The organism is Sulfitobacter sp. GN1-4 (assembly GCF_055693825.1).
The window spans coordinates 3208041-3233832 of sequence record NZ_JBVFUQ010000003.1 but is presented as its reverse complement, the minus strand read 5'-3'; the positions used below and the strand labels follow the sequence as shown (position 1 = coordinate 3233832).

At 60.1% G+C, this 25792-nt stretch carries 19 protein-coding genes and 4 pseudogenes; 8 read left to right on the top strand and 15 right to left on the bottom strand.

What is annotated here, in order from left to right; genetic code table 11:
• Positions 1–55 precede the first annotated feature (55 nt).
• The 4 genes from ACZ1HM_RS16535 to ACZ1HM_RS16520 all read left to right on the top strand — a co-directional run bounded on the left by ACZ1HM_RS16535 (position 56) and on the right by ACZ1HM_RS16520 (position 5493).
• On the top strand, positions 56–1456 hold the full coding sequence (locus tag ACZ1HM_RS16535; RefSeq protein ID WP_472743750.1) for an FAD-binding oxidoreductase: 1401 nt from the start codon (positions 56–58) through the stop codon (positions 1454–1456).
• Positions 1457–1660: 204 nt separating this feature from the next.
• Entirely contained in the window at positions 1661–2086 is a 426-nt protein-coding gene (locus ACZ1HM_RS16530; RefSeq protein WP_472743749.1) for a hypothetical protein, read from the top strand.
• A gap of 165 nt (positions 2087–2251) precedes the next feature.
• Complete coding sequence (locus ACZ1HM_RS16525) at positions 2252–4747, top strand: GcvT family protein (RefSeq protein WP_472744646.1); 2496 nt, start codon at positions 2252–2254, stop codon at positions 4745–4747.
• Entirely contained in the window at positions 4744–5493 is a 750-nt protein-coding gene (locus ACZ1HM_RS16520) for a hypothetical protein (protein WP_472743748.1), read from the top strand. The genes ACZ1HM_RS16525 and ACZ1HM_RS16520 overlap by 4 nt, the downstream gene beginning before the upstream one ends.
• A gap of 9 nt (positions 5494–5502) precedes the next feature.
• On the opposite strand, the gene ACZ1HM_RS16515 is transcribed toward ACZ1HM_RS16520, so the two are convergent.
• From ACZ1HM_RS16515 to ACZ1HM_RS16490, 6 genes are all read right to left on the bottom strand, one after another.
• Positions 5503–6093 (bottom strand): GH25 family lysozyme, encoded by a 591-nt coding sequence (locus ACZ1HM_RS16515; protein ID WP_472744645.1) that lies wholly within the window; start codon positions 6091–6093, stop codon positions 5503–5505.
• Entirely contained in the window at positions 6060–6281 is a 222-nt protein-coding gene (locus ACZ1HM_RS16510; RefSeq protein WP_472743747.1) for a hypothetical protein, read from the bottom strand. Before ACZ1HM_RS16510 ends, ACZ1HM_RS16515 begins: the two co-directional genes overlap by 34 nt.
• Before the next feature lie 4 nt (positions 6282–6285).
• The gene (locus tag ACZ1HM_RS16505) at positions 6286–6936 is read right to left on the bottom strand and encodes a DUF938 domain-containing protein (protein ID WP_472743746.1); all 651 of its coding nucleotides are present in this window, start codon (positions 6934–6936) and stop codon (positions 6286–6288) included.
• On the bottom strand, positions 6933–8012 hold the full coding sequence (locus ACZ1HM_RS16500; RefSeq protein ID WP_472743745.1) for an NAD(P)/FAD-dependent oxidoreductase: 1080 nt from the start codon (positions 8010–8012) through the stop codon (positions 6933–6935). Before ACZ1HM_RS16500 ends, ACZ1HM_RS16505 begins: the two co-directional genes overlap by 4 nt.
• On the bottom strand, positions 8012–8947 hold the full coding sequence (locus ACZ1HM_RS16495) for an aldo/keto reductase (RefSeq protein ID WP_472744644.1): 936 nt from the start codon (positions 8945–8947) through the stop codon (positions 8012–8014). The genes ACZ1HM_RS16500 and ACZ1HM_RS16495 overlap by 1 nt, the downstream gene beginning before the upstream one ends.
• Positions 8948–9079: 132 nt before the next feature.
• Entirely contained in the window at positions 9080–9688 is a 609-nt protein-coding gene (locus ACZ1HM_RS16490; RefSeq protein WP_472743744.1) for a glutathione S-transferase family protein, read from the bottom strand.
• 68 nt (positions 9689–9756) lie between these two features.
• Between ACZ1HM_RS16490 and ACZ1HM_RS16485 the strand changes: the two genes are divergently transcribed.
• Positions 9757–10155, top strand: a complete 399-nt coding sequence (locus tag ACZ1HM_RS16485) for an ectoine synthase (protein WP_472743743.1) — start codon at positions 9757–9759, stop codon at positions 10153–10155.
• On the opposite strand, the gene ACZ1HM_RS16480 is transcribed toward ACZ1HM_RS16485, so the two are convergent.
• Positions 10131–10988: a LytTR family DNA-binding domain-containing protein gene (locus ACZ1HM_RS16480; RefSeq protein ID WP_472743742.1), complete on the bottom strand. Its 858-nt coding sequence runs from the start codon at positions 10986–10988 to the stop codon at positions 10131–10133. The genes ACZ1HM_RS16485 and ACZ1HM_RS16480 overlap by 25 nt on opposite strands.
• Positions 10989–11038: 50 nt before the next feature.
• Here ACZ1HM_RS16480 and ACZ1HM_RS16475 point away from each other — a divergent pair, with 50 nt between their 5' ends.
• Positions 11039–11932: an ABC transporter ATP-binding protein gene (locus tag ACZ1HM_RS16475; RefSeq protein ID WP_472743741.1), complete on the top strand. Its 894-nt coding sequence runs from the start codon at positions 11039–11041 to the stop codon at positions 11930–11932.
• Positions 11929–12666: an ABC transporter permease gene (locus tag ACZ1HM_RS16470; RefSeq protein WP_472743740.1), complete on the top strand. Its 738-nt coding sequence runs from the start codon at positions 11929–11931 to the stop codon at positions 12664–12666. Before ACZ1HM_RS16475 ends, ACZ1HM_RS16470 begins: the two co-directional genes overlap by 4 nt.
• Positions 12667–12875: 209 nt before the next feature.
• Here ACZ1HM_RS16470 and ACZ1HM_RS16465 read toward each other — a convergent pair whose 3' ends face one another.
• The 8 genes and pseudogenes from ACZ1HM_RS16465 to xdhA all read right to left on the bottom strand — a co-directional run bounded on the left by ACZ1HM_RS16465 (position 12876) and on the right by xdhA (position 22045).
• Positions 12876–13949 (bottom strand): BMP family ABC transporter substrate-binding protein, encoded by a 1074-nt coding sequence (locus ACZ1HM_RS16465; RefSeq protein ID WP_472743739.1) that lies wholly within the window; start codon positions 13947–13949, stop codon positions 12876–12878.
• Positions 13950–13994: 45 nt separating this feature from the next.
• Complete coding sequence (locus ACZ1HM_RS16460) at positions 13995–14915, bottom strand: ABC transporter permease (protein WP_472743738.1); 921 nt, start codon at positions 14913–14915, stop codon at positions 13995–13997.
• Positions 14915–15996: pseudogene (locus ACZ1HM_RS16455) on the bottom strand (ABC transporter permease). The gene ACZ1HM_RS16460 and the pseudogene ACZ1HM_RS16455 overlap by 1 nt, the downstream one beginning before the upstream one ends.
• 114 nt (positions 15997–16110) lie before the next feature.
• Positions 16111–17630, bottom strand: a pseudogene (locus tag ACZ1HM_RS16450) (ABC transporter ATP-binding protein).
• Positions 17627–18031, bottom strand: coding sequence for an XdhC family protein (locus ACZ1HM_RS16445; protein ID WP_472743737.1), 405 nt, complete (start codon positions 18029–18031; stop codon positions 17627–17629). Before ACZ1HM_RS16445 ends, ACZ1HM_RS16450 begins: the two are co-directional and overlap by 4 nt.
• Before the next feature lie 242 nt (positions 18032–18273).
• Positions 18274–18384 (bottom strand): annotated as a pseudogene (locus tag ACZ1HM_RS16440) (XdhC family protein); the annotation flags it as partial.
• Entirely contained in the window at positions 18381–20657 is a 2277-nt protein-coding gene (xdhB, locus tag ACZ1HM_RS16435) for a xanthine dehydrogenase molybdopterin binding subunit (RefSeq protein ID WP_472743736.1), read from the bottom strand. The pseudogene ACZ1HM_RS16440 and the gene xdhB, both read right to left, overlap by 4 nt.
• Complete coding sequence (gene xdhA / locus ACZ1HM_RS16430; protein ID WP_472743735.1) at positions 20654–22045, bottom strand: xanthine dehydrogenase small subunit; 1392 nt, start codon at positions 22043–22045, stop codon at positions 20654–20656. Before xdhA ends, xdhB begins: the two co-directional genes overlap by 4 nt.
• Positions 22046–22226: 181 nt before the next feature.
• Between xdhA and dnaE the strand changes: the two are divergent.
• Positions 22227–25762 (top strand): annotated as a pseudogene (gene dnaE / locus ACZ1HM_RS16425) (DNA polymerase III subunit alpha).
• Positions 25763–25792: the final 30 nt, after the last annotated feature.

The window sequence follows — 25792 nt, the reverse complement described above, 5'->3', positions numbered from 1 at the left end:
CTGACGCGGCGCGCCGCACAACATAGGGTCAGCCGGAACGGTAGGGGAGAGACGCATGGCAGATGGTGGCACGCTGGCACGCAACGAACAGGGCATCGCAACCGCAGTGGGCGTGCTGAAACAGCAGTTTGGAGACCGCTTGCACACTGGGCAATCGATCCGAGAACAGCATGGCCACACGACCACGTGGATTGAAAACCAACTGCCCGACGCGGTGGTTTTTGCCCAATCCACGCAAGAAGTGTCTGAGATCGTCAAAGTCTGCGCGACCCACCAGGTGCCGATCATTGCCTATGGCACGGGCACGTCCTTGGAGGGACATGTGAACGCCCCCATTGGCGGTATTTCCGTTGATGTGAGCCAGATGAATGCAGTGGTGGAGGTCAACGCAAGCGATCTTGATTGCCGCGTGCAGCCCGGCGTGACCCGCGAAGATCTGAACACGCACCTGCGTGATCAGGGATTGTTCTTTCCCATTGATCCCGGCGCAAACGCCTCCCTTGGGGGGATGACCGCGACACGCGCGTCTGGGACCAACGCGGTGCGCTACGGGACCATGAAGGACAATGTGCTGAGTGTTGAGGCGGTGATGGCCGATGGCTCGATCATGCGGACCGCGCGGCGCGCGCGCAAAACCTCGGCTGGATATGATCTGACCCGGCTGATGGTCGGGTCTGAGGGCACGTTGGGCATCATCACGGAAATCACCCTGCGCTTGCAGGGCATACCCGAGGCGATGGCCGCAGCGCGCTGTTCCTTTCCCAGCGTCGCGGCGGCGGCTGAAACGGTGATGGCGGTGATCCAATATGGCTTGCCGGTGGCGCGGATTGAACTTTTGGACGCGCTGTTGGTGCGGTCTGTGAACAACTATTCAAACCTGACCCTGCCAGAAACGCCGCTGCTGCTTTTGGAATTTCACGGAACCGAAAATGGTGTTGCCGAACAATCAGAGGTGTTCGGAGAATTGGCCGCTGAGTTCGGCGGGACAGGGTATGTCGCGACCAGCACGCCGGAGGAGCGCAACAAGCTTTGGAAAGCGCGGCATGATGCCTATTGGGCGATGTTGGCCCAGCATCCAGGGCGCGCAGGCGTTGCCACGGATGTTTGTGTGCCGATCTCCAAACTGGCGCAGGCTGTTGAGGCGGCAGAGGTCAAAGCGCGTGAAATGAACCTGATTGCCCCCATTGTCGGGCACGCAGGGGATGGCAATTTCCACGCCAGCCTGATGCTGGATATGGCGGATGCCGCAGAGGTGGACCGCGCCAAGGCATATGTCAGCTGGCTGAATGATCTGGCGATTTCGCTGGATGGGACCTGCACCGGGGAGCACGGGGTCGGGCAGGGCAAAAAGCCCTATCTTACGCGTGAGCTGGGACCGGAGGCGGTGTCTGTCATGGGGGCCATCAAAACAGCGCTGGACCCGAACAATATCATGAACCCCGGCAAAATCTTCTGAACCGCTGAAGGGGTCTATGCGGCTGGCCCAATGATTCACCAAACGCCCTTAACTTGTGCCGGATTGGCGGCAGTCCTCGTCTTATAATTGCATTGTCGCCAGCCTATTTGATTTTAAGGTGATTTGTCCCAGATACCGCTCGTTCTTGCCCCAAATTCTCCTCAATTCAGGTCTATCCGCTTAGGGGAAAGATGGAGTGATAAAGTGCTTAAGGTGGTGTTCTATTTCGGGCTTGTCCTCATCGCGGCTGCGGGCGTGATGGGATATGACTATTCCCGGCAAGTCGCGCAGGCGCAGGGACAGCCGCTTGAGATGGTGACCTATCTGCAATCGGTTCAGGACCGGGCAGGTGAGACATTTGTCAGCTCCGAAGAAGAAGCCCCCATTCTGGCGGTCTTGCCCCGGGTTAAGCGGCAGGTGGCCGCGATAGGTGCGGAACATGGCACCCGGATCATCGACGACTTTTCAGAATATACCCCGATGATGGGCATGCTGCTGAAAGAAAAGGCGCAAGAGGCCAAGCCAAATGGTCTGATGCGCGAACGTCCCAAGCCGCGCATCAAGGGTGGCGCGCTGGTCTCGGACATGTCTGGCAACCTGGCAGCCATGCGAAAGCGCAATTTCGACTGAGCCTGCCGGGCATCGGTCATTTAAACGTATCTGGCTCTCTATCCCAAAACGACAGCTGAAAACGGCAAGCCAAAGTCGGTTTTGATGCGACTTGCGTCGGGCCTTGTAGGCGCAGCGCGTCAGGGCTGACCTATGAAAGGGCACGTTCAGCAAGGGGATGTGTTCATGAAAACTCAGGTCAAAGCATTGGTTGTCGGCGGCGGCGCGGTGGGCACATCCATCGCCTATCATCTGGCACGCGCCGGTTGGGATGATGTGATGCTGCTGGAGCGTGATGAGCTGACGTCAGGCTCCACCTGGCATGCGGCGGGCCTTTTGCCCTATTTCAACATGTCCTATGCGACGACGCATATTCACGACTATTCCATCAAGTTCTACAAAACCTTGGAGGAAGAGACCGGGCTGAACGCTGGTTTCGCTGTGGTGGGCAACCTGCGCATGGCGCAGACGGATGAGCGGATGGATGAATATATGCTCTATGCCTCCACCGCTGAGACCTGCGGTGTTCCTTACACTTTCATGACCCCCGATGAGATTAAGGCGAAATGGCCGCTCATTCGCACCGAGGACCTGAAAGGCGCGCTTTATCACGAGACGGACGGCTATATTAACCCGGCTGACGTGACCATGGCGATGGCCAAGGGCGCGCGTCAGCGCGGGGTGGCGATTGAGCGTAAATGGCAGGCGGATGCTTTCCATTGGAATGGGGAGGCCTGGGAGGTCACTTGCACCAAGATGGTGGAGAAGGGCGGCAACCTCATTCCCTCTGACGAACAGATTGTGATTACAGCTGAGCATGTGGTCACGGCCTCGGGGAACCACGCGCAGCGTACCGCGCAGATGCTGGGCATCAAGATGCCCGCAATCCCGGTGGAGCATCAGTTCATCGTCATGGACAAAGACCCCGAATTGGTGAAATGGCGCAAGGAAGACGGCAATCCCGAACATCCCGTTATCCGGGACGCTGATGCCCAGTCTTATGTGCGTGAAGAACGCGGTGGCTGGATCTTGGGCGTCTATGAACACGGCGCGCCTGCACGGTTTGAATATGGCGTGCCTGACAGCTTCCGCGCGGATCTTTTCCAGCTCGATCTGGAGCGGATCGAAGACCAATATGCCGCGATGATCCACCGCGTGCCGTCTTGTGAGGAAAGCGGGCTAAAGGATGATTTCAACGGGCCCATCTGCTACACCCCCGACGGCAACCCGCTGGTGGGCCCCGCACCGGGTCTGCGCAACATGTGGCTAGCCGAAGGATTTTCCTTTGGCATCACGGCTGCCGGTGGCACGGGGTACTACCTTGCCCAGTTGATGGTTGAGGGTGAGGCCGAGATCGACATGGCCAGCCTAGATCCCAAACGCTATGGCGACTGGATGACAACTGAGTTTGCGGCCCGCAAGAATGAGGAATGCTACGAGCACGTCTATATCCTGCACCATCCGGATGAAGAGCGGGAGGCCTGCCGCCCCTTGCGGACCTCACCCGCCTATGACCGTCAGGCGGCGCGCGGTGCACAATTTGGCTGGGTCAACGGCTGGGAACGCCCCAACTATTTTGCGCCCGAAGGGTTTGATGACAAAGCGGCGCGGTCTTTCCGGCGCGGCGGCTGGTGGCAGCACGCGGTCGACGAAGCCAAAGCCATCCGCAAAGGTGTGGGCCTGATCGACGCGACAGCCTTTACCAAGCATCTGGTCAAGGGGCCGGGTGCCACGCAGTTCCTTGACTGGTTCACCTGCAACAAGCTGCCAAACGTGGGCCGCATCAATCTGACCTATGCGCTGACGGGGCATGGCACGACGCGGACGGAATACACCATCGTGCGCCTGGCTGAGCACGAATATTACCTGGTCAGCGCCGGTGCCTGGACAGCCTATGACGCAGATTACCTGCGCAAAGCGATTGAGGATAAGGCACCTGAGTTCGGCTATATCGAATGCCATGATGTGACGACACAATGGGGTGTCTTTGCCATCGCAGGCCCCAAATCCCGCGATGTGCTGAACGAAATCGTCAAGGATGCGGATCCTGAAACGGTGTTGTCCAACAAACGGTTCCCCTGGCTCACCATGCGCAACATTGAGCTGGGCATGTGCCCAGTGAGGGCGATCCGGGTGGCCTATACCGGTGAGTTGGGGTGGGAACTGCATCACCCGATTGAGATGCAGAATTACCTCTTTGATCAGCTTGAAGCGACTGGTGAAAAGCATGGCATGAAGCTGGTCGGTGCGCGGGCGCAGAACTGGCTGCGGCAGGAAAAATCCTATCGCGCCTTTGGCACGGAGCTGGGCCGCGATGCGACCCCGTTGGAGGCTGATCTGCCCCGTTTTGTGGACCTGTCCAAAGAGTTCCACGGCAAGGCCAAGCTGGAAGAAACCGGCATCCGCGCCAAATGTGTCACCTTGCTGATCGACGGGCCAGAGGATGCAGACCCCTGGGGCCGTGAGGTGCTGTATGTCGGTGACACGCGCACCGGGCGTCTGACCTCGGGCGGGTATTCGGTACATTTCGGCAAATCTATCGGCATGGGCTACGTCAAGCCCGAGCATGCGGTGGTGGGGCAGAAGTTGAAGGTGAAGATGTTCGATCAGCTTTGGGACGCGGAAATCGTTGAGGACAGCCCCTATGATCCCAAAAACGCCCGCATCCGGGTGGATGGGTGACCTGGCGGCGCTGGCTGACGATTGCTTTGCTGGTTGCGGCTGTTCTGGCGGCCGTTTTCCGGGATAACCCACTGACGCGCAGCGCACAGGCCTATGCGCAAGGGATTTCGGCCACCGCTGCGGGGACCTATATTACCCTGCGCACGCTCAACGCGTTTCTATCAACGGCACAAGAACTTGAGGTTGGCGTTTCCCTCATCGCCTCAGGCACGGCCCAACCGCTTAAGGTGCTAGAGCCGATTGACGATACCATTGAGCGGATCGCGGGGCTGGTCTTTGGCGTTATGGTGGCGACTGGTGTGGTGGCGGTAGCGCTTGGCCCGGTCAGCACCATCGGCTGGTCGCTTTTCGCGCTTGCGGCGGCTTTGGCCCTGTGGCGCGGACGGCAGGAAGGGGCGGCGCATCTGTTGGGGGGCTACGGCCTGCTGCTGGGGCTTGGTCTGCCGCTTGCGCTGATGCTGTCGTCGTGGTTGGCCGTGGCGCTGACCCAAAGCACCTATGACACCAACCTTGCTTTGGTGCAGGACATCACCCGCGACGTGGACGCGACCGAGGCGTTGGAGGGCGAGGGGCCGGGCATTACCGAATACCGCGCGCTGGCGAGCAATGTCTGGGGCCGGGCGGATGAGCTGATCTCGGCGCTTATTGCGATCCTTTCGGTCTATGTCTTCCGGCTGTTTGTGATGCCTGCGCTTTTGATCGTGGCGCTTTTTCTTATTGCCCGCAGGCTGGCGGGCAGAAACTGATCCGCCGCCCTAGCGCGCGCGGCGGGCGACCCATGCCTGCCATGCTTCTGGACTGCCATTGAACGCGTTCAGGTCCACCTCGCCTGCGATGCCCGGGATCAACCCCGTGGCTGAGTATTGCCAGAACCGGCAGGTTTGGCCGGGATAGGCTTCGCGCGGGGTTTTGGCAGTGGTGCGCAGCCAAAACTCATAGCCTTGAAACGCGCGCAGATTGGCGTCTTCGTAAAAGCCGGGTGTGGTGTAGATGATCGGTCGTTGACCAAAATGCGCCTCAACCATTTGCAGCCAGATGCGCATTTGCCGCTGCACTTCGCGCGCAGGCGGGCGCACGGTGGCGCAGGTGGGGGAAAAGGGGTTCCACTCCATATCCAGAACCGGCGGCAGGTTGCCTGCGCTGCGCGGCACGTTGCGGATGAACCAGCGGGCCTGCACCTCAGGCGGGGTGCAGAAATAGTAGAAATGATAGGCCCCGCGCCAAACCCCGGCACGCCCCGCCCCGCGCCAATGATCTTTGAATTTGGGGTCCAGCAGGTCACCCCCTTCGGTGGCCTTGAGAAAGGCAAAGTTTACACCGTTGGCGCGCGCAGTGTTCCAGTTGATGCTTTTTGAAACCGCGCCGCGTCGATGCCGTGCACCGCAAAGCGGGCCGGGCGGGGGCTGGCAAAATCCACCGGGTCTGCATCGCGGAAATTTGTGGCAAAAAGAACGCCGGGTTCGGCCGGAGGACGCTCACCTGCGCCGCAGGCCACAAGGGTGATGAGGGTCAGCAGGATCAGCAGGCGGCGCATCGCGTCACTCCTTTTTGGCCACAAAGGCCAGGTTATTGGCGGGCATTTCAAACGGCTCTTGTGTGGTCATCCCCGCATCGGCGAGCCATCGCGGCAGGTCGACCGTATCCTTATAGCCGATCATTGGATCGGCGGTGCGCAACTGCGCGTCAAAGCGCTGATCGCCTTCGCTGACCATATATCCGTTGCGGCAAAACGGGCCGTAAAGAATGAAGGTGCCACCGGGGGCAAGCGCCTTGCCCACCTCCGACAGAAGTGTGACCGTCTGAGGGATGTTGATCAGATGCAGCAGGTTGATCAGCACAATCAAATCCATGGGATGCTGCGCGCTGCCCCAACCGGGCTGGGTCGCGTTGAGATTTTGGGCGTTTGCCACGTTTGTCAGCTCGGCCTCTGCGGTATGGGCGTCGATGCTGCGCAACCGGGCCGCTTCGATATCACTGGGGTGCCACTGCAGCCCCGGCATGCGGGCGGCAAAGGTGGCAACATGCTGACCGGTGCCGCTGGCGATTTCCAGCGCCTGGCCGGTTTCAGGCGCGTGCTCTGTCAGGAAATCCGCAATCGGTTCTACGTTTCGGGCCGCGGAGGGGGCATGCAGTTTGTGGCCCTCGCCGGCCTCGGCCACGCTGGCGTTTTTGGGAATGGAACGGGTCATAGGCGCAGCCTGTCTGGAGTGAGTTGTGCAATGACATCCTTGTCCAATCCGGGCGTCCGCTCAAGCACGAGATCTGCGACCAGTTGCGACGCGGCGGGGGCGGTGGAAAATCCATACCCGCCTTGGCCCGCAGACCAGATGAAATCCCGGTCCGCTGGGTCTGGGCCCAGCACAAGCGCGCGGTCAGGGGCAAAGCTGCGCAGGCCCGCCCAACTGGTGATCAGCCGGGTCACGGGTTCAGTGACCATCTCCTCATAGCGGGCGATGCCATGGGCAAGCACCATATCATCGGGCCAGGCGTCTTGGGCGGCAACCGGGTCTTCTTCGGCAGGTGAAACCAGCAGCGCGCCTGCATCGGGTTTGGCATACCAGGTTTCGCCAACCCCAAAAAACATCGGCCATTTGCTAAGATCGTGCCCGGCAGGTGAGGGGATACGCGCCATGGAGCGGCGGTGCGGTGTGATCCCCAGCGGGGCAAGACCGGCCAGCTTCGCGATGGTGTCGGCCCAGGCCCCCGCCGCATTCACAAGCTTTGCGGCCTCATATGTGCCGCCCGGAGTGGTGACCTGCCATCCGGCTGGGGTGCGGGTGATCGCTGTGACGCCGGATTTGGGGATGACCTGACCGCCGTTGCCCCGGATTTCCTTGGCGAAATCCTGCAACATGCGGTCGGTATCAATGTCAAACGCATCCGCGTGATAGGCGGCAAAGGCCAGTTTGTCGGGGTTAAGGATTGGCACCAGTGCCAAAGCCTCAGCACAGGTGATGTGCCCTGCTCTGAGTGTCTCGGCATCCCTTTCAAAGGCGGATTTTTCGTGGGCCTGGGCGGCGATCAGAAACCCCCGCGGGGCAAGGTAGCCACCGTTTGCGGTGTGGAAAAACTCAGCACTTGCGCGGTTCAAGGCAACGGTGCTGGCCAGGCCGTAGTTTTCTTCAAACAACGCGGCTGAACGGCCAGAGGCGTGATAGCCAAGGCTGCTTTCTTGCTCCAGCATGGTGACCTGCGCATTGGCGCTGAGCCGTGCGGCGGCAGACAGGCCCGCGATACCCCCGCCGATGACAAGAATATCGGTCATCATTGTTCTTCCAGCCGGTCGGTGGCGGGGGGTGGTTTGGGCGCGAGGGCCGCGATTTGGTCGTAAAGGGCGGGTGACATATCAAAGCTGAGCGCGGCCAGAGAAGGGGCCAGTTGCGCCGAGGACCTTGCCGAGATGATGGGGCTGGGTGCCGTGGGATGTGCTGCGGCCCAGGCGACGGCCAACGTGGCCGCAGGGACATCCAGCTCAGCCGCAATGGCAGACAGGCCAGCCGCCGCATGATGCATAACATCCTGGCCGTAGCGTGCGGCATAGCGATCATCCTCTGTCAGGCGTCCGGTCGCACCTGCCGCGTATTTGCCGGTCAGCAGGCCCCCGCCAAGCGGCGAATAGGGGGCCACAAGGATCCCCAAATCATCGGCCATTGGCAGGATCTCAACCTCTGCCTGGCGTTTGACGAGGTTATACATCGGTTGGATCACGGCGATATCCAGCCCGAACTGGGCCGCGACGCCTGCGGCTTTGACAACCTGCCAGGCGGCGAAATTTGACAGCCCGATGTGGCGGATGATGCCTTGGGATTTGAGCACCGCAAAGGTTTCAAAGGATGCGGACATGGGCGTGTCGGGATCAAAACGGTGCAGATAGAGGACATCCAACGTGTCGATCTGCATCCGCTGGCGTGAGGTTTCAGCCGACCGCAGGATATTCTCGGGCCCGGCACCGCCAGTGTAGCCTGCTTTGGTCGCGATGATCAGGTCGTCGCGACGGTCTGTGATGAAACTGCCCAGCAGGGTCTCAGATGCGCCGTCGGTATAGACATGGGCGGTATCAAAATGGGTGATGCCTGCCGCAATGCAGTCTTCAAACATGGCGCGCGACGCGGCTTCATCTGCACGCCCCCCAAATTGCATCGTGCCAAAGGCCAGGCGGCTTGCGGGGGTGCCGTTGGGGCTGGTCAGGGTCTGTTTCATCATGTGTCGCGTGTCATGCTTGAGGGGATTGGAAAGGGCGAGGCCTGCGTGTCGTGCCTTCTTCGGGGCAGGCGTTTGGGGGCAGCAGCACCTGCCAGATGTTGCGCTTGGTGCGCATCGTCCTCGGTGGTGTCACTGGCTGCCCTTCTCAACCGCGCGTTGGTAGGCTGGGCGGGCCTGGATCATCTCAACGAACTTTGACAGCGCAGGCAGGTCTTTGCCACGCCCCAGCCGCATAGCGATCTCAGCAGGAAAGCTGAGCATGATGTCCACGGCAGACAGTTGATCCAGTACGAAATGGCCCGAAGGGCGCAAGAGGCTGTCCATATATCGGAAATGGCTATCAAGCTCTGCGTTGATGCGCGGGTGCAATGGGGCGCCTGCCTCTCCCAGTCGTCCGACATAGAGATTGAGCAGGATCGGCGTCATGGCAGAGCCTTCGGCAAAGTGCATCAGCTCCAGATGCGATTTATAGGCATCGCTGGTTTGCTCTGGGATCATCTGCGGCGCGTGTGTCTGGCACAGCACTTCGACAATCGCGCCGCTTTCCGTCACCAGCCGTCCGTCGATTTCGATCATCGGGGATTTGCCCAAAGGGTGCACATGCAAAAGCTCCGGGGGGGCCAGATTGGTGTCGGGGTCACGCTGGTAATAGGCAACGTCGTAGTCCACACCCATCTCTTCGAGCAGCCAGAAAATGCGATGCGAGCGGGAGCGGTTGAGGTGGTGAAGCTTGATCATGTGCGTGGCCTTTCTGGGCTGTCTTGTGACAGTCTAGCCGCTGTCAGTATGAGGGAAAGGGGACGCCGATGATAATTGAGCAAAAGACCGCGCTGCAGAACACCGCACGAAATGCCGCTGGGCCAGGGTGGACGTCTTTGCGGCTTTTGGTGCGCAGCCATGGGATGGGTTTTTCCATGACGGAAACCGAGGTGCTGCCGGGCGCGGTTTTGCGGTTGCAGTACAAAAACCATGTTGAGGCCTGCTATTGCATTGCGGGGCAGGGGACGGTGGTTGAGCTGGACAGTGGCACGGTGCACCAGATTGCGCCGGGGGTTCTTTATGCGCCGGATGCACATGACCTGCACGAAGTGCGGGTGCCCGAAGGGGGCCAAGCCCTGCGCCTGATCTGCGTTTTCTCACCCGCGCTTGAGGGCAATGAGGTGCATGGGCCTGATGGCAGCTATGCCGCCCCTGATGACGCGTAAGCAGCATCAAAGGCCGCGCGGTAGCTGCGCCCCACGGGGATGCGCACATCCGTGCTCATCATCAGTTCCGGGCCATTGGCACCCGTTTCGGTTCTGGTGATGTGATCAAGGCTGATCCACCAGGACCGGTGCACTTGCAGACCGTTGACCGGTTCCAGATGCTGCACCGCGTCGCTGAGACGCATCAGGATCATGGCGCTGCCCTGGGGTGTCGTGACCTCAACATAATGATCCTGCGCCCGCACTGTGACGATGGTGGTGCCCAAATGATGCGGCAGCTTGCGGTGGAGCGGGGTGCGGGTGGGCGGCTCTGCCGTCGTGCTGTCGCCTGTTTCTTCCTGCGGGTGCTGCATGCGAATTGCGAAATTCACCATTACCGTCACCGCGATGAGGGAAGGTGCCACGCTCAGCAGCAGCGCGCGAAACGGCACGGCGCTGTACCACCCGGGCGCAAAGCCTGCCACAATCCCTTCGCCTAGATAGACGGTGCCCACGACAGGCAGCACGCCAATCGCCCCCGCCGTGACCGAGCCAATCAGCCAGTTCCAGTTCCGCGTCTTTGTCACCTGATAGGCCAACGCTGACAGGAATGTCATCAGAACGGAGGCGCAGGAAATCGTGGTGCCCCAATAGACCAGCCGTTCAGGAAAGCTCAGCCGTTCCAGGGTGAAGTAGGGGCCAGCCATTGCGGTAAGGGTAATCGCGCAGGCCAGAATGATCCAATAGATCGGACCGCTTATCATGCCCAGTAATTGGCGAAGCGCGAACGACACGGGACTGTCATTCACGTGGTTTTCGCGGTTTTCAGCGTAGTTCGACTTGGGGCCTGACATGGCCGCATTCATACCTGTCGCAGATCAATTCACAAGTTTTGAGGTCTGGAATGGAAAAGAAATCAGATACATGTGCTGTGTCGGCGCAGGGCCTTAGCAAAAGGTTTGGCAAGACGGTTGCGGTTGCGCATGTCGATGTGACGGTAGCGCCCGGTGAAGCACTGGGGCTATTGGGCCCCAATGGCGCGGGCAAGTCCACGACGCTGGATATGTTGATGGGGTTGCAGACCCCAGATGCGGGCGCAGCCACGATTTTTGGCCACCCGGCGGGCAGTATGGCTGCTCGCGCGCTGACGGGGGCCACGCCGCAGACAACCGGCTTTCCCGATCAGCTGAGCCCGCGTGAGATCCTGCGCTATGCCGCGGCCCGCTACGGTGTTCAGGCGGCCGAAGACAGGCTGGCCGAGCGGTTTGGTCTGTCGGATTTGCTGGACCGCCGCGTGGCGGGTTTTTCTGGCGGTGAGATGCGGCGGGTTGCCTTGGCGTTGGCCTTTGTCGGTGATCCCAAGCTGGTGTTTCTGGATGAACCAACGACCGGCTTGGACACCGCCTCACAAGAGCGGTTTCGTGAAGTGGCGGCGGATTATGTCGCCCAAGGAGGCGCGCTGGTTCTGACATCGCACCACTGGGATGAAATTGAGGCGATCTGCGGCAAAATCTCATTCATCGACAAAGGCGAGACGGTGTTGTCCGGCCAGATTGATGCGCTGCGCAGCACCGCTGAAAGCAAGCGGCTTAGTTTTTCTTTGCCCGAGAATGTCGTGCCCCCTGAGTGGATGCGCGCCAGCCACGATGGCACCCGCTGGGCTGTTGAAACGAGCGACAGCGACACCCTGTTGCGCCGCATGGTCCAAGATGGCGTGCCCTTTGCCGGGCTCATGTTGGAGCCTTTGAAACTGAAAGACCTGATTGACCGTATCCGAGACAAGGAGACAAACCAATGATGCACCAAATTCGCGCTGAGACTGCCCTGACCCTTCGGATCCTTTTGCGCCTTCCTGGGTTTTGGATCCCCACCGTGCTGTTCCCCGGTATGCTCTATGCGTTTTTCGGAGCCCAAAGTGGGGGTGGTCTGTGGGCTGCAAATGCGATGGCGTCCTTTTGCGTCTATGCCGTTGTGGGCGTTGGTTTCTTTCAATTCGGGGTCAGCATCGCGCAGGACCGCGAAAGCCCCTTTGCCGTCTGGCAGCGCAGCTTGCCGGGCAATGCTGTGGCCCCTTGGGCGGCCCGGGTTGTGGCCTCACTGCTCTTTACGGCAATGGCCGTGGCCATCGTGATTGCCTTGGCGCTGATCATGACCGATCTGGCCTTGCCCCTGCGCGCCTGGGTCCGTCTTGCGGTGGTTTGCGTGTTGTCGGTGGTGACGGCGACGCTGATGGGGGTTGCGCTGGGCTCATGGTGTTCGGCCCGCGCGGCGGTGCCTGTTGCCAACCTGATCTATCTGCCCTTGGCCTATTTGGGTGGGCTTTGGGTGCCCCCAATCGCCATGCCTGCCGCCATCAACGCGATATCTCAATGGACCCCCACCCGCGCGATGGGAGAGCTTGCCTGGAGCGCCGTTTCAGGCACCCCTTGGGAGGCGGCTCATTTTGGATTGCTTGCCTTTTGGACAGTGCTTGCCGCTGGGATTATCGCCTTGGCCCAAGCCGGTGGCACAGGGGTGCGCAAGACCTCGTGAGGGAAAGGGTAGAACCGCGCGCAGCCATCTTGCGGCAACGTGCCCCGCAACAAAAAGCCCCGCCAATTTGGCGGGGCTTTCTTTTAATCGATATGGCATAGGACCGGCTTCACGCCCTCCAGACCAAGATCATCGATCTTCATTGGCCCTACGTGCCTGTGTGCGCTGCCGCTTCACCGCAGCGCAGTTTGGTCCATGCGCGGCAGCGCTTACTGCGGGATTTCGCCTTCGATGCCTTCGACGTAGAAGTTCATGCCAGCCAAGGTGCCGTCATCTGCTGTCTCGCCCTCGGCCAAGAATACAGAACCGTCCTGCTTGTTCAGCGGACCGGTAAAGGCGTGATAGGACCCGTCAGCCAATGCCGCTTTCAGCGCCAGCGCCTCTTCTTTGACCTTGGCAGGCACCGCATCCGTGATCTCACCAATGCCAACCATGCCTGGGCCAATGCCATCCCATGTGTCGGTGCTTTCCCATGTGCCGTCCATCACGGCCTGGGTGCGCGCGATGTAGTAGGGGGCCCAATCGTCAATGATTGAAGATACCCGAGGGAAAGGCGCATACTGGCCCATGTCAGAGGCTTGGCCAAAGGTCACCACGTTGCCGGCTTCCTGTGCGGCGGCCTGCGGCGCAGTGGGATCGGTGTGCTGCAGCACCACATCCGCGCCCTGTTCGATCAACGCCTTGGCGGCATCCGCTTCTTTTGCGGGATCAAACCACGTGTAGACCCAGATGATCTTGAACTCGACATCAGGGTTCACCTTTTTGGCATGGATATAGGCAGAATTGATGCCCCGGATCACTTCGGGGATCGGGTAGGAACCGATATAGCCGATGATGTTCGACTTGGTCATGTTCCCGGCGATATGACCCTGGATCGCGCGCCCTTCGTAAAAGCGTGCGGAATAGGTTGAGACGTTGTCCGCCCGCTTGTAGCCCGTGGCGTGTTCAAATTTCACATTCGGGAATTTCTTGGCCACGTTGATCGTGGGATCCATGTAGCCAAATGATGTGGTAAAAATCAGGTCCGCACCGTCCAGCGCCATCTGTGTCATCACACGTTCGCTGTCAGGACCTTCGGCCACGTTTTCCACATAGACCGTCTCAACCTTGTCGCCAAAGTGCTCCTCGACGGCCAACCGGCCTTTGTCGTGTTCATAGGTCCAGCCGCCATCGCCGATTGGGCCAACATAGACAAAGCCGACCTTTGTCTTGTCGTCCGCAAAGGCCGCCGTCGCAAGGCCAAGTGCGACAGCCGCACTTGTCAAAAGTTTGGTGAGTTTCATTTTCATCCCCAGTTGTGTGGCCCGTTTGTCGGGCTGTTGGCCCCCTTAAGAGGAGGCGTGGAACGTCCGGCCCAAGCAGGCAGGTGCACCTGCTTTGTCCCGGCTCAGGATCACCAGAACGATGATCGTGATCAGATAGGGCGACATTGCCAGATACTCTACCGGAATGGCAACGCCCGCCCCTTGCAGATTAAGCTGCAACTGCGTGATGCCGCCAAAAAGATAGGCACCCAACAACAGCCGCCAGGGTTTCCAAGAGGCAAAGACCACCAGCGCAAGCGCGATCCACCCAATGCCTGCGGTCATCCCTTCGGTCCATTGCGGCACGCGAATAAGGCTGATGTAGGCCCCGCCCAGCCCCGCACAGGCACCGCCGAACATGATCGCCGCAGTGCGGATGCGCACCACTTTGTAGCCCAACGCATGTGCCGCATCATGGCTTTCGCCCACCGCGCGCAGCACAAGGCCTGCACGGGTAAACTTCAACACGGCCCAAACACCCGCCACCAACGCAAATCCCAGATAGAGCATGATGTCATGGGTAAAAAGGATGGGTCCAATGACGGGGATATCGGCCAGGGGGCCGAAGTTGATATCCCCCAGCCGGGGCGGTTTGATCCCCACATAAGATTGCCCCAACAGGGCCGACAGCCCCAACCCAAAGAGCGTCAGCGCCAGGCCAGAGGCCACCTGATTGGCCAGCGTCACTTGCGTCAAAAACGCAAACAGCAGGCTCAGCAACGCGCCGCCAATGGCGGCTGCCACAAAGCCCAACAAGGGCGAGCCGCTTTCAACCGCAATGGCAAAGCCGCAAATCGCCCCGGTGATCATCATCCCTTCGACGCCCAGGTTCAGCACGCCTGCCTTTTCGGTCACCAGCTCTCCGATGGCTGCAAAAATCAACGGCGTGGCCGCCACCAAAAAGCCTGCAATGAACAAGACGGGATTGATCGCAGATAGATCCATTACGCCACCTCCGCGCGGCCAAGCCGCACCCGGTAATTGGTCAACATATCCAGGGCCAACAGAAAAAACAGCAACATCCCCTGAAACACCTGTATCGCAGCAGCTGGCAGGCCGAGGTTGGATTGCGCAATGTCCCCGCCAATATAGGTGAGCGCCATCAATAGCCCGGCCAACAGAATGCCAATGGGATGCAGCCGACCCAGAAACGCCACGATGATCGCGGTAAAGCCGTAGCCTACGTTGAAATCAATGGTCACCTGCCCTGCCGGGCCAGAGACTTCAAACATCCCCGCAAGCCCCGCCAAAAGCCCCGACATCCCCATGCAAAAAAGCACCAGCCGGGTGGGGTTGACGCCTGAAAACTTCGCCGCCCGCGGGGCCTCACCCGTCACACGGATGGCAAAGCCAAGCCGGTGTTTGCTCAACAAGACATAGGCCAGGATCACAGCAATCATGGCCGCGACCACCCCCAATGCATGCCGCTGCCCTCAATTAGGTCAGCGTTAAAGGCGCTCTCGTATTGTTGCAGATTGCGCGAACCCGGAAAGCCAAAGCCTTCGGGGTTTTTCAGCAACCCCAACGACATCGACGCCAAAAACTGTTCCGCCACATAGACCAGCATCAAGGACACAAGGATCTCATTGGTGCCAAACCGCACCTTCAAAAGCGCTGGGATCATGCCCCAGATCCACCCGCCAAAGGCACCGGCCAGCACCATGAGCGGAAAAATAAACCAGCCTTCCATCGGATAAAACGCCAGCCCCACGCCCGCGCCAAAAAGCGCGCCCATGATGTATTGCCCTTCGGCGCCGATGTTCCAGATCCCCGCCTTGAACCCCAGGCTCAGCCCAATGGCAATCAACACCAAGGGCGCCCCTTTGATCAGCAGTTGCGGCCGGTAAAAGAATGCAAACTCACCAAAAAGCGGATCCCAAAAGATGGTTTTGATGGCCAACAGCGGGTCCTTTCCCAAAAGCGCAAAAAGCATCCCGCCAAAGACCATCGTCGCGATCACCGCCAACAGCGGTGTGGCCAGTGAAAAGACCCGGCTTGGCTCTGGGCGTTTCTCTAGCCGGATCATGCGCGCCGCCTCGCTTCATCTTTCCAATACAACTTCATTTGCCCCGTTTGCCCAACAGCTTGACGTCTGTGAGACATCGGGTCGGTCGATCCAGACCAGCATCTGCACGCCAGATCACCCATGCGCCACCTCCATGCCGTGGGCCCCGCCCATCATCAATCCGATCTCATCCACCGTCAGACCCTGGGCTGGCCGGGGGGCAGACAACCGGCCTTCGTTGAGTGCCGCAAACCGGTCTGATATTTCCATCAACTCGTCCAGATCTTGAGAAATGACAACAACCGCCGCGCCGTTCTCGGCCAGATCCAGGATTGCCTGCCGGATCGCCGCCGCGGCTGAGGCATCCACACCCCAGGTGGGCTGATTGACCACCAAAAGCTCCGGGCGCTGCAGCACTTCGCGACCAATGACAAACTTTTGCAGGTTCCCCCAGAAAGCGACCGCGCCGCATTGGCAGGCCCCGGTGTGCGCACGTCGAAGGTTGAGATGACCTTCTCAGCAAAGCTGCGTGCAGCGGCCCAGTCCAGCAACCCGCCCCGATCAAGGTCTTCGCGCACCGCTGCCGTCAACATGGCGTTCTCGGTCAGCGACATATCGGGGGCCGCGGCATGTCCCAGCCGTTCTTCGGGTGCGCTCAAGATGCCCAAGGCCCGCCGCGCTGTGGGGCCCATCCGGCTAACGTCGGTGTCGCGAAAAGCGACCGATCCGGGCGCGCTGAGCGTTTCCCCTGACAGGGCGGCCAGCAGTTCATCCTGCCCGTTGCCTGCCACGCCGCCAATGCCCAGCACTTCGCCCGCGCGCACACCAACAGTAATGTCGCGCAGCGGCATGCCAAAGGCACTCGGGGATGGGGCAGAGAGCCCGTTCAGCGACAGAACCGTCTCCCCCGGGGACTTACCCGCGCGCGAAGGTGTTTGCAGCAGCTTGCCCACCATCATTTCCGCCATATCCCGCGCAGAGGTTTCCGCGGGGGTGCAATGGCCCACCACCTTGCCCAAACGCAGGATTGTCGCGCTGTCACAGAGGCTGCGGATCTCTTCCAGCTTGTGGCTGATGTACAAAATCGCGGTGCCCTCGGCGCTGAGCTTGCGCAATGTTTTGAACAGGATCTCAACCTCTTGCGGGGTCAGCACAGAGGTCGGCTCATCCATGATCAACAGCTTGGGTTCCTGCAGAAGGCAGCGGATGATCTCCACCCGCTGGCGTTCCCCCGCTGACAGATCCCCCACCACCCGGTCCGGTGCAAGCGGCAGACCGTAGGTGTCTGACACCTGTCGGATCTGAGCGCTGAGCGCGTTCAGCTTTGGCGCGTTCTCCATTCCCAGAGCGATGTTTTCTGCCACGCTCAGCGCATCAAAAAGCGAAAAGTGCTGAAACACCATGCCCACACCTGCGGCCCGGGCCACGCGCGGCTCTGACGGGGCAAAGGCTGTGCCGAACATGTGCATGGCGCCGGCATCAGGTTTGACCAGACCGTAGATCATTTTGACCAGCGTGGATTTACCAGCACCGTTTTCCCCCAAAAGAGCGTGCACTTCGCCTGGTGCGATGCGCAAAGACACATCTTCGTTGGCGATCACGCCGGGATAGGCTTTGGTCAAACCTTGAAGGTCAAGCAGCGGGGATTGTGTCATGCGGTCATCTTCTGATCTGCCAACAAGCCTTCGATCACGCCAAGGGCGATCTGATCGGGGGCTTTGCCCAAACTTTTGTCGCCAATGGGGCAGGTGATTGGTGCCGGGTCAAGCCCCATCGCGCGAAGGCGCTTTTGGAAACGCGTCCATTTCGTTTTGGACCCGATCACCCCACAAGACCGCACGCCGCGTTTCAGCAGGGCGGCGCAAAGGGCCAGGTCAATGTCATGCGCGTAGGTGAAAATCAGGTGATCCGCCTGCCGTGTGGCACGTTTGGCCAGCAGTGGCATATCGCTGGCCAAAACCGGGGTGGCATGTGCGGGGATGCTGCTTGGAAACCGGTCCATGCTGGTATCGACCCAGGTGATGTCAAAGACCTGCGGGTGCGCGGTTTGAACCACTGCGCGCCCCACGTGCCCGGCCCCCAAAGCCACAGCGATTTGGGGCCACCTATCGTATGGCGCGGGGCAAGCGGGGTGACGTGCGCCGCCTCCAATCGCTGCGGCGTTGCTGCATAGCGCAACCCGACCGATCCGCCACAGCACTGGCCCAAGGCGGGCCCCAGCGGCACGGTCTCCTGATACTGCGTTTGCCCCTGCGCCAGCATGCGCCGCGCGCGCAAGGTCGCCGCATGTTCCAGTGCCCCCCCGCCAATAGTGCCTTCGGTTTGTGTTGCCGTGACCTTCATCACGGTGCCTGCATCGCGCGGCGCTGACCCGCGGGTTGCGGTGATTTCGACCCAGATCGCGCTCATGCCCGTGTCCTCATTACAGCTGACAGCACTTCCTCAGCTGTTGCAGGCGCTTGCAGATCGCCAAACCTCGGACCGCAGGCGGCGACCGCATCTGCAAGAGCGGCAAAGGCCGAAATGCCCAGCATGAACGGCGGCTCCCCCACCGCCTTGGAGCGGTAGACGGTCTGCGCGGGGTTGGGTTGATCCCAAAGCGTGACGTTAAAGACATCAGGACGGTCAGAACAGGCGGGGATCTTGTAGGTCGACGGGGCGTGGGTTTTCAGCGCGCCTGCGTCATCCCAAACCAGCTCTTCCGTCGTCAGCCATCCGGCCCCTTGCACATAACCGCCTTCAATCTGGCCAATGTCCAACGCGGGGTTCAACGATTGCCCTGCGTCGTGCAAGATGTCGGCCCGCAGAATGCGGTTTTCACCGGTCAATGTGTCGATGACCACCTCTGTGCACGCCGCGCCATACGCAAAATAAAAGAACGGTCGCCCCTTCCCGGCGATGCGGTCCCATTCGATGTCCGGCGTTTTGTAAAATCCGGTTGCCGACAGCGACACCCGCGCCTGATAGGCCGATTGCGCCGCCTCTGCGAAGGTGAGCGTTTCGCCACCTACGGTGATTTGCCCCTCAGCGAAGGTGATATCGCGGGTTTGATAGATCTCGGCCAGATGATCTTCGATCCGGGTTCGGATCGTGTCACAGGCGTTTTGGACGGCCATACCGTTCAGATCCGACCCCGAAGAGGCCGCAGTCGCAGAGGTGTTGGGCACTTTGGCGGTATCCGTCGCCGTGATCTTCACAAAATCCACCGGCACACCGAACCGATGCGCGGCCACCTGCGCGATCTTTTGAAACAGGCCTTGGCCCATTTCGGTCCCGCCGTGATTAAGGTGGATGGAGCCATCCTGATAGACATGCACCAGCGCACCGGCCTGATTGAGATGGGTCAGCGTGAAGGAGATGCCGAATTTCACAGGCGTCAGGGCGATGCCTCGTTTCAGGATGGGGTTTTCTGCATTCCAATCCCGGATGGCTTTGCGGCGGCTGTCATAGGCAGCACTTTCCATCAGCCGGTCGGTCATGGCGTGGATCATGCAATCTGTCACAGGCTGGTGGTAAGGCGTGGTTTGCGCCGCATCCGGGCCATCGGCGTAGTAGTTTATGCGGCGGACTGCCAAAGGATCTTGTTCCAAATGCTGGGCGATGTGATCCATGATCTTTTCCGTGCCCAGCATGCCCTGCGGCCCGCCAAAGCCGCGAAAGGCGGTGGCGGATTGCATGTTGGTGCGCAGCCGGTGCGAGGTGATGCGCACATGATCAAGGTGATAGGCATTATCGGCGTGCAGCATGGCCCTGTCAGCCACCGGCAGCGACAGATCCTGCGCCCATCCGCAGCGGGTATAGTGGATCAGATCCAGCGCAGTGATGCGCCCGGTGTCTTCAAAGCCAACGGTGTAGTCGATGCGAAAGTCATGTCTTTTGCCGGTGATGATAAAGTCATCATCCCTGTCATAGCGCATCTTGCAGGGTTGGCCGGTCAAGTCGGCGGCGATAGCACAGGCGACAGCCAGCGCGTTGCCCTGGCTTTCCTTGCCCCCAAAACCGCCCCCCATGCGCCGCGTCTCAACCCGCACGGCATGCATGGGGCGGCCCAAAGCATGGCCAACCTTGTGCTGAATTTCGGTGGGATGCTGAGTAGAGGCGTGGACAATCATATCACCGCCTTCTTGCGGCAGGGCCAGCGCGGCTTGCCCTTCGAGATAGAAATGCTCTTGCCCGCCCATGGTGATGCTGCCCGTCAACCGGCGCGCGGCCTTGGCAAGTGCGGCGTCCGCATCGCCCTTTTGGTAGACGCGCGGGCCGTCTTCGAAACGGGCATTGGCCGCCAGGGCATCCTCAATAGTCAGAAGGGGTTTACCGGGGGTGATCTCAACCTTTGCCAAACGCGCGGCTTGGCGGGCCGCCAGATGCGAGGTGGCGATGACCAGAAAGAGCGGCTGCCCGGCGTAATGCACCTCACCCGTTGCCAGCAACGGTTCATCATGGGCCGAGGGTGAGACATCACAGTCATTCCGCAAATCCTCAGCCGCCAAGACGTGACGGACACCCGGCGCATTCCTGACCGCCTCAAGGTTCAGCGCTGTGATTTCGCCCGCTGCGACGGTGCTGGTGCCAAAGGCCAGATGCAGGGTGCCGCTGGGCGTTGGGATGTCATCGGTATAGCGCGCCGCGCCAGTGACATGCAAAGCGGCTGCATCATGGGGCAGGGGTTTAGCCACGCTCATGGCATCACCTCCTGCACATCTGTCGGCACGCCGGACATCTCATGGAAATACCGAAGCAGCATGTTTTGCGCGGTTTGCATCCGGTAGCCGGCTGAGGCGCGCATGTCAGAGAGGGGCGTGAAATCATGCGCCATTGCGGCCATCGCCTCCCCTATCGTGGCCTCGCAAAAGGGCTGGCCCAAAAGTGCAGCCTCTGCCTGTGCGGCGCGTTGGGGGATCCCGGCCATGCCGCCAAAGGCGAGGCGGGCATCGGTGATGGCCCCTTCGGTGACGGTCAGGCTGATACAGCCACAAACAGCTGAGATGTCTTGGTCAAACCGCTTTGACAGTTTGTAACAGCGTAGCCGGTCGGGTTGTTTGGGGATGGTGATGGCTTCGACAAATTCGCCTGATGCGCGGTCTTGTTCGCCGTAGGCCACGAAAAACGCCTCAAGCGGCAAACTGCGGCGTTCGGCCCCTTTGCGCAGGTGCAAGGTGGCCCCCAGTGCAATCAAGGCCGGGGGGCTGTCACCGATGGGTGAGCCATTGGCGATGTTGCCGCCCAAGGTGGCAGCATTGCGCACCTGAACGGAGCCGTAGCGGCGCAACATCGTGCCCAGGCTGGGAAAATGCGGCGCAAGGCTTTGCTCCACCTCTGTGATCGTCGTCATGGCACCGATGCGGAACGCAGTTGCATCCTCGGTTATACCCCGCAGATCAGCGCAGCGGTTTAGAAAGGCCACTGGCCCCAGATCGCGGAACTGTTTGGTCACCCAAAGGCCCACGTCCGTGGCCCCGGCAATCAGCGTGGCCTCGGGATGCGCTAGATACCATTCGGCCAACATGTCAGCAGAAGTGGGTTGGATGGTTTGGGACGCCTCAGGTGCATGAATCGCCTGAGATCCTTCAGGAACAGCGTCTGCTTTAACCTGCAAGTGACCTGGCACAGGCTGTCCTTCGGCGGCTTGAGCGGCGCGGATGATCGGGGCGTAGCCCGTGCACCGGCAGAGGTTGCCCGCCAGCTGGGTGTCGTGATCCTTATCGCCGTTCAGATGTGCCGTGGCCATCGAGACGATAAAGCCCGGTGTGCAAAAGCCGCATTGGCTGCCGTGATGGTCGATCATCGCTTGTTGAACGGGGTGCAGGGTGCCGTCGGGTGCGGCGATGCCTTCCGCGGTCGTGACGTGTTTGCCCTGCACCTGCGGCAGAAACAGGATGCAGCCATTCAGCGCGCGCGCGCCGTCGGCATCGCTGATCATGACCGTACAGGCACCGCAATCGCCTTCGTTGCAGCCTTCCTTGGTGCCGGTGAGGTGGCGCTCTTCGCGCAGCCAATCAAGCAGGGTTGTGGTCGGTGAAATGTTCGTAAGGGTGACGGGGCTTCCGTTGAGCGAAAACGAAACGTCCATGATGTGGGCCTGCCGCGGTACCAATGCCCTTTGGTGGCGGGTGCGTTCGATGCGACGTAGAACGCGGCTGCCGGGCGGATCACACAAAGGCTAGTCGCGGCGCGCCGGTCTTTGCAAGAAAAAACCATTCGACTGCCTGCAAGGACTGGTGAGCCTGGCGGGGGGCGTCTAATCTTTGCGCATGTCACATGCGCCTCGATTCATTCATCTTCGTACACATTCCGAATATTCGCTGCTGGAAGGCGCGCTGCGGCTGAAAAAGCTGCCTCAGATGTGTGTTGATGCGCGTATGCCCGCATTGGCCCTGACGGACACAAACAACATGTTTGCCGCCTTGGAGTTTTCCGTCGGCATGGCTGGTGCGGGGGTGCAGCCGATCATGGGGTGTCAGGTCGATCTGGCCTATGTGGCTGTGCAGCCAGGGGAAAAGCCGCGCGATCCGGCACCTGTTGTGCTTCTTGCGCAATCTGAGGCTGGCTACGAAAACCTCATGAAGCTGAACTCTTGTCTTTATGTGGACAAAGGCGGGCAGCTGCCGCAGGTCACTCTGGCTGAGCTGGAGGCTTATTCAGCAGATGTGATTTGCCTGACGGGCGGGCCGGACGGGCCGGTGGGGCGGCTTTTGCAAAACGGGCAGCGTCCGGCGGCGGAAACCTTGCTGGCGCAACTTAAGACGTGTTTCGGCGACAGGCTTTATGTTGAGCTGCAGCGCCATCCGGGTGAGGGCGGGCAGCCCGAAGCGGAGCGGCTGACGGAGCAGGGCAGCGTTGAGATGGCCTATGCCATGGATTTGCCGCTGGTCGCGACAAACGATGTCTACTTTCCAAAGTCCGATATGTATGAGGCCCATGACGCGCTGATCTGCATCGCAGAAGGTGCTTATGTGGATCAGCAAGAGCCGCGCAGGCGGCTGACAGCACAGCATTATTTCAAATCCGAGGCGGAGATGATCACGCTTTTTGCGGATCTGCCGGAGGCGATTGAGAACACTGTGGAGATCGCCAAACGCTGCGCCTTTATGGCCTACCGGCGTGATCCGATTTTGCCTAAGTTTGCCGATGATGAGGTCGCTGAACTGCGCCGTCAGGCACAAGATGGGCTCAAGGCGCGTTTGGAGATCATTCCACATGCTGCATCGGTCGAAGACTATGAAAAGCGGCTGGAATTTGAGCTGGGCATCATCGAAGGCATGGGGTTTCCGGGCTACTTTCTGATCGTTGCTGACTTTATCAAATGGGCCAAGGAAAAGGGCATCCCCGTGGGGCCGGGGCGCGGTTCGGGTGCGGGATCTTTGGTGGCCTATGCATTGCTCATCACGGATTTGGATCCGCTGCGCTATTCGTTGCTCTTTGAGCGGTTCTTGAACCCTGAACGTGTATCGATGCCGGACTTTGACATCGACTTTTGCATGGACCGGCGCGAAGAAGTGATCCGCTACGTGCAAGAGAAATATGGCCGCGACAAGGTGGGGCAGATCATCACCTTTGGTGCACTGTTGTCGAAAGCGGCGGTGCGCGACATTGGCCGCGTTTTGCAGATGCCTTACGGGCAGGTGGACCGGCTGTCCAAGATGATCCCCGTCGAAGGGGTTAAGCCTGTGTCCATTGAAAAGGCCCTGGCAGATGAGCCGCGCCTGCGAGAAGAGGCGCGCAACGAAGAGGTGGTGGACAGGCTCTTGGGGTACGGCCAGCAGGTCGAAGGGTTGCTGCGCAACGCCTCTACCCACGCCGCTGGCGTGGTGATCGGCGACCGGCCTTTAGATGCGCTTGTGCCGCTTTATCAAGATCCGCGTTCGGACATGCCTGCCACGCAGTTCAACATGAAATGGGTGGAACAAGCCGGGCTGGTGAAGTTCGACTTTCTGGGCCTCAAGACCCTCACCGTCATTCAAAACGCGGTGGATCAGATCAAAGCCTCTGGCCGTCATCTGCACATCGCGGCTGATGGGACAGAGCTCTTTGCCCCGCCCGAAGGGGTGCTGGACGATATCGCCACGATCCCGCTGGATGATGAGGCAAGCTACAAGCTTTATTCGGCGGCCAAGACGGTGGCGGTGTTCCAGGTTGAAAGCTCGGGCATGATGGATGCGCTCAAGCGGATGAAACCCACCTGCATTGAGGACATCGTGGCGCTTGTGGCGCTCTACCGGCCCGGGCCGATGGAGAACATCCCCACCTATTGTGAGGTCAAAAACGGCCAGCGTGAGCTGGAGAGCATTCATCCGCTGATTGATCACATCCTAGAAGAGACGCAAGGCATCATCGTCTACCAGGAACAGGTGATGCAGATTGCCCAGGTCATGGCTGGTTATTCCCTGGGCGGTGCGGATCTGTTGCGCCGCGCGATGGGTAAAAAGATCGCTGAGGAAATGGCCAAGGAACGCCCCAAGTTCGAAAAGGGGGCGATGGAAAACGGGGTGGACAAGAAAAAGGCCACCGAGGTTTTCGATCTCTTGGAAAAATTCGCCAACTACGGCTTTAACAAATCCCACGCCGCCGCCTATGCGGTGGTCAGCTATCAGACCGCCTGGCTTAAGGCGAACCACCCGGTGGAGTTCATGGCCGGGGTGATGAACTGCGATATTCATCTGACCGATAAGCTGGCCGTGTATTTCGAAGAGGTGCGCAAAAAGCTGGAGCTGCCATGGGTGCCGCCCTGCGTGAACCGCTCAGACGCGACGTTCAAAGTGACCGATGGGGCGCTTGTCTACGGTCTGGGGGCGCTCAAGAACGTGGGCGTGGAAGCAATGCGGCTGGTGACGGAGGGGCGCATCGTTGACGGGCTTGAGAAACCCTTTGCCACGCTGTTTGATTTCGCCCGCCGTGTTGATCTGAAACGCGTGGGCAAGCGTCCGCTTGAAATGCTGGCGCGCTCAGGGGCGTTTGACCAGCTTGATGCCAACCGGCGGCGGGTGTTTGAAGCGCTGGATCCGTTGGTGAATTACTCAGCCGCCATTCACGAACAAAAGGCGTCAAACCAGGTGTCGCTTTTCGGCGAGGCCGGTGATGATCTGCCCGAACCACGGATGCTGCCCTGTGATGATTGGTTGCCCGCAGAGCGTTTGACCGAGGAATTCAAGGCGGTTGGGTTTTATCTGTCCGGGCATCCGCTGGATGACTACATGATGCCGCTCAAACGCAAGTGGGGTGGGGATACGGGCGTGCCGTTCCTGACATTGGATGAGCTGACGGAAAAGGTTGCCGATCGCGGGGCGATGAACGCGCGCCTGGTTGGTGTTGTCGCGGGGCGGCAGGAACGAAAATCCGCACGTGGCAACAGATTTGCCTTTGCGCAGATGTCTGATCCGACGGGCGGATATGAAGTGACGCTTTTTCAGACACGCTTGAGACAGCGCGCGACCATCTGGAAACGGGGTCCAAGGTTGTTGTGACCGTTGAGGCCACGATGGAGGCTGATCAGCTTAAGCTTCTCGGCAGGTCCGTCGGCCCAGTGGATCTTGCTGTGGCCGATGCAAGCGGCGTGGGATTGCGGGTGTTTATTGACGCCCCGCAAGCGATTGCTGCGGTCGCGACCGTTCTGGAAGGCGCGCAAACAGCGGCCAAAGCCGCAGGGCGCGGGCCGGTGCAGCTCTGCCTGATGCATCCCGATCTGCCGGGCGAGGTTGACGTTGACCTAGGCCAGCAGTTTCCGGTGACCCCACAGATCAAAGGCGCGATCCGCTCGCTTGGTGGTGTGCTGGAGGTTGAGGAGTTCTAGGCGCGCCCAAACCCAATCCTTGCGAAAATC

What these genes read in the sequence shown, in the direction of transcription:
- ACZ1HM_RS16535 (WP_472743750.1), top strand. Translation starts at nt 56, where the DNA reads ATGGCAGATGGTGGCACGCTGGCACGCAACGAACAGGGCATCGCAACC.
- ACZ1HM_RS16525 (WP_472744646.1), top strand. Translation starts at nt 2,252, where the DNA reads ATGAAAACTCAGGTCAAAGCATTGGTTGTCGGCGGCGGCGCGGTGGGC.
- ACZ1HM_RS16510 (WP_472743747.1), bottom strand. Translation starts at nt 6,281, where the DNA reads ATGCGCCGCCTGCTGATCCTGCTGACCCTCATCACCCTTGTGGCCTGC.
- ACZ1HM_RS16505 (WP_472743746.1), bottom strand. Translation starts at nt 6,936, where the DNA reads ATGACCCGTTCCATTCCCAAAAACGCCAGCGTGGCCGAGGCCGGCGAG.
- ACZ1HM_RS16500 (WP_472743745.1), bottom strand. Translation starts at nt 8,012, where the DNA reads ATGACCGATATTCTTGTCATCGGCGGGGGTATCGCGGGCCTGTCTGCC.
- ACZ1HM_RS16495 (WP_472744644.1), bottom strand. Translation starts at nt 8,947, where the DNA reads ATGAAACAGACCCTGACCAGCCCCAACGGCACCCCCGCAAGCCGCCTG.
- ACZ1HM_RS16490 (WP_472743744.1), bottom strand. Translation starts at nt 9,688, where the DNA reads ATGATCAAGCTTCACCACCTCAACCGCTCCCGCTCGCATCGCATTTTC.
- ACZ1HM_RS16485 (WP_472743743.1), top strand. Translation starts at nt 9,757, where the DNA reads ATGATAATTGAGCAAAAGACCGCGCTGCAGAACACCGCACGAAATGCC.
- ACZ1HM_RS16480 (WP_472743742.1), bottom strand. Translation starts at nt 10,988, where the DNA reads ATGTCAGGCCCCAAGTCGAACTACGCTGAAAACCGCGAAAACCACGTG.
- ACZ1HM_RS16475 (WP_472743741.1), top strand. Translation starts at nt 11,039, where the DNA reads ATGGAAAAGAAATCAGATACATGTGCTGTGTCGGCGCAGGGCCTTAGC.
- ACZ1HM_RS16470 (WP_472743740.1), top strand. Translation starts at nt 11,929, where the DNA reads ATGATGCACCAAATTCGCGCTGAGACTGCCCTGACCCTTCGGATCCTT.
- ACZ1HM_RS16465 (WP_472743739.1), bottom strand. Translation starts at nt 13,949, where the DNA reads ATGAAACTCACCAAACTTTTGACAAGTGCGGCTGTCGCACTTGGCCTT.
- ACZ1HM_RS16460 (WP_472743738.1), bottom strand. Translation starts at nt 14,915, where the DNA reads ATGGATCTATCTGCGATCAATCCCGTCTTGTTCATTGCAGGCTTTTTG.
- xdhB (WP_472743736.1), bottom strand. Translation starts at nt 20,657, where the DNA reads ATGAGCGTGGCTAAACCCCTGCCCCATGATGCAGCCGCTTTGCATGTC.
- xdhA (WP_472743735.1), bottom strand. Translation starts at nt 22,045, where the DNA reads ATGGACGTTTCGTTTTCGCTCAACGGAAGCCCCGTCACCCTTACGAAC.